The sequence below is a fragment of the Glycocaulis sp. genome (assembly GCF_052168375.1).
In the GTDB taxonomy this organism is placed as follows: Bacteria; Pseudomonadota; Alphaproteobacteria; order Caulobacterales; family Maricaulaceae; genus Glycocaulis.
The window spans coordinates 1-3,082 of record NZ_JBQLZR010000073.1 but is presented as its reverse complement, the minus strand read 5'-3'; the positions used below and the strand labels follow the sequence as shown (position 1 = coordinate 3,082).

Sequence of the window (3,082 nt, the reverse complement as noted above, 5' to 3'; positions counted from 1 at the left end):
GCCGAGTTCCGCGACCGCGCGGCGCGCGGCGCCATGCCGACGGACCTCGCGCCCTGAATTCGCCGGTTTTGGCCTTCAAGGCTGCGTCATCGAGAGATTGCATCTGCGGCTCGAGCGCGTTGATCTGGTTTACCTTGGGCGTCAGACGCCGGACAGTACGATCATTGGAAGAGCCAAAGAGCTTGCGGGCAAAAGAAAGCATGTTTTATCAGCCGTCGCGGGGCGAAATGGGTGATCAGGCTAATCGGGCCGGAAAGCAGCATGAGCTGATGACCGGCCTTCGCGCCTGCTGGGCGCTGGCCCTGAAGCAGCGCGCTCGAGATCAGGGACTTAAGGAGGCAGGCATAGTGTGTCAATCGAACGGGACCATCAGACGCTGTTCCACGGCTTTTGCAGGGCTGGCGGCGTTTGCCGTGCTGGCCGCGTGTGATGCCGGAACCGGAGCTGGCGAGCCGCCCGCGCAGCCGGCTGTGCAGGCCGAAGGGCGCGTCGACGTGCTGGCCCGTTTCCTCGCGCTGGAACCGGCAGGAGAAGGCGACAGCGTGGCCGCCGAGGTTGGCACAACGGTGATCTATGCCTCGGATGTGCGCCGCGAGATTGCTGCGCGCAGCCTGCATGATGATCCGGCGGGGGTGGCACCGTCCGACCCTGTTTTCCAGCAGGTTCTCTCCGAGCTGGTCGAGCAGCGCCTGCTGGCGCTCGAAGCGCTCCGGCGCGGCCTTGACCGGGATCCGGAAGCACGCCGGCGCCTCGCTGCGGCCGAAGAGCGCATCCTTGGCAATATCCTCGTCGAGACGGTCGTGGCCGATGCGATCACCGAGGAAGCCATCGAGCGCATCTATGAAGAACAGAACCGGCTGGCGCCTCCGGTGGAAGAAGTGCGCGCCAGCCACATTCTCGTGACCACGCGCGAGGAGGCCGAGGAGGTTGCCCGTCTGCTGAGCGAAGGCGAGGACTTCGCCCAGCTCGCCCGGCAGGTCAGCCAGGATCCCGGCACGCGCCTTGATGGCGGCGATCTGGGTTATTTCACCCGCGATGGCATGGTCGCCTCCTTCTCCCAGCGTGCGTTCACGACCGATGTGGGCGCGATTTCGGAGCCGTTCCAGACCGAATATGGCTGGCATGTGCTGCGCGTGGCCGACCGGCGCGTGCAGCCGCGGCCCGGCCTAGAATCGCTGCGGGCGAATATCGTCCGCTTCCTGACGCTCGAAGGCATCCAGCTCCTGCTGGACACGGTGCGCCAGACCTATCCGGTAACGCGCAGCGGCGTGCCTGCGCCTGCTGCCATGCGCACGCCAGGACCGGTCGAGCCGGGTGGTCCCGGAGAGGCCGAGCCCGAGGCGGCGCAACCTGCACAGGAGGATGACGCCGCGCCAGAATCCGGGGAAGTCCCGTCCAGTAGCGAACAGCCGGAAAATTAGGGATCCGCTAACTGCGTTCCCACACCTCACCTTAAGGAAGGATCAGGCATGGTTGCGTCTGGAAGTACGCGTCTCCTGCTGGTGGCGGCGTGTGCGCTGATTGATCCTGATGGCCGGGTGCTGATCGCGCAACGGCCCGAAGGCAAGGCCTTCGCGGGCCAGTGGGAGTTTCCCGGCGGCAAGGTAGAGCCGGGTGAGTACCCGGAAGCCGCTGTCGTGCGTGAACTGCGCGAGGAGCTGGGAGTCGAGCCATGCGAGCGTTGCCTGCAGCCCTTCGCCTTTGCTTCCCATCCGCTGGAGGATGGACGCCACCTGCTGATGCCGCTCTATGTCTGCCGGAAATGGGACGGGTTTCCCGATCCGAAGGAAGGCCAGAGCATTGCCTGGGCAAAGCCGCAGGATTTGAGCAGGTACGCGCTTCTGCCCGCCGACATTCCCTTGGCCGCAGAGCTGCGCGACCGTCTCTGAGCGCAGACACGCGCGGCGCGACGGCCATTGAATACGGCATGATTGCCGCCCTCATCGCCATCGTGATCCTGGCCGCGCTGATGTCGATCAGCGGGGAAAGCGGCGCCTTGTGGGAAACGGTCTCGTCCGCGCTTGCAGGCGAGGCTGGCTAGCCCGCCTTTTCGCCGGCACCGCGTTCTTTCACGCCAAGAGCATCGGCAAGGCGCACCTTGGCAGAGCCGGGGCGCAGCGGTTTGGGCTGGCTTTCATGCGGTGCCCATCCGGCAGCGTGCAGGATTTCAAATTTTGCCGGAATGCGGCCATCGGCTTCGGCAAAACGGCTGGCATATTCTTGCGCCGTCTTTACGAAGAACTGGCGGTGAACAGGGGTTCGCGAGCGTCCGGCAGCACGCTGGTCTCGCCCATGCGGCGAAGATCGCGCATCAGCACGAAGGCATTGCCATAGCGCACCGTGACCCGGTCCACATCCGACACCGGCATGGCAAAGCCCGCACGCGCCAGAAGCCCTGCAAGGTCTACCGTATCGGCGAAGGGTGAGACGCGCGGCGAGACCTTGCCGTACACGGCATCCTCGGCGGCCATCAGGGACTGGCGCAATTCGGTCAGCGTGGCACCGCCAAGCAGCGCGCAGGCAAAGAAGCCATCGGGCTTCAGGGCCCGGTTGATCTGGATCAGTGCGCCGACGAGATCATTGGTCCAGTGAAGGGACAGGCAGGAGACGACAAGATCGAGGCTCTCATCGGCGATGGGCAGCGCCTCTTCGTCCATCACCAGTGGCAGCGCGCCGGATTTCGCGGTCATGGCGGCTGAGATGTCCGCCTCGATCAGTGTGCCGATCTTTCCCTGAAGCTCAGGTCTGGCCGCTATGGCGCGCCCGACTGCGCCTGCACCACCGATCACCAGCGCCCGGTCGAATGTTCGGTTTACTGCCATCAGGCGGTCAGCGAGGTCGTCGGCGGCGCGGCTCGCCAGAAAGGAAAATTCCTCATACCCTTCAGCCGCACGGGTCCGGCGCTGACGCAAAAGCGTGCGGTCAAACAGAAGGGGCGGTGTGTCGGACGATGATGCCATGGCGCGGATATGGACCGGCAGGGCTCGTCAGGGAAGCCTCACGGCTGATGACGGGGCTGGCTGACCTTGTCTGGCCGCCTCTGTCGCTCCTGTCCTACGAGCCGTTCAGCGCCCACGGTCAG

Annotated in this window: 5 protein-coding genes; 3 read left to right on the top strand and 2 right to left on the bottom strand. The window is 65.2% G+C overall.

The window, feature by feature from the left end:
- On the bottom strand, positions 1–202 hold a 202-nt coding region (locus ACTS2Z_RS02890), incomplete at its 3' end, for a hypothetical protein (RefSeq protein WP_442571727.1).
- A gap of 67 nt (positions 203–269) precedes the next feature.
- Between ACTS2Z_RS02890 and ACTS2Z_RS02885 the strand changes: the two genes are divergently transcribed.
- The 3 genes from ACTS2Z_RS02885 to ACTS2Z_RS02875 are packed head-to-tail and all read left to right on the top strand — an operon-like array spanning position 270 to position 2,041.
- A complete protein-coding gene (locus ACTS2Z_RS02885; RefSeq protein WP_442571726.1) occupies positions 270–1,421 on the top strand; it encodes a peptidylprolyl isomerase in 1,152 nt (383 codons plus the stop codon).
- 48 nt (positions 1,422–1,469) lie between these two features.
- Positions 1,470–1,889, top strand: coding sequence for a (deoxy)nucleoside triphosphate pyrophosphohydrolase (locus ACTS2Z_RS02880; protein ID WP_442571725.1), 420 nt, complete (start codon positions 1,470–1,472; stop codon positions 1,887–1,889).
- A complete protein-coding gene (locus ACTS2Z_RS02875; protein ID WP_442571728.1) occupies positions 1,805–2,041 on the top strand; it encodes a Flp family type IVb pilin in 237 nt (78 codons plus the stop codon). Before ACTS2Z_RS02880 ends, ACTS2Z_RS02875 begins: the two co-directional genes overlap by 85 nt.
- A 190-nt stretch (positions 2,042–2,231) precedes the next feature.
- On the opposite strand, the gene ACTS2Z_RS02870 is transcribed toward ACTS2Z_RS02875, so the two are convergent.
- The gene (locus tag ACTS2Z_RS02870; protein WP_442571724.1) at positions 2,232–2,960 is read right to left on the bottom strand and encodes a methyltransferase domain-containing protein; all 729 of its coding nucleotides are present in this window, start codon (positions 2,958–2,960) and stop codon (positions 2,232–2,234) included.
- Between the last annotated feature and the right edge of the window lie 122 nt (positions 2,961–3,082).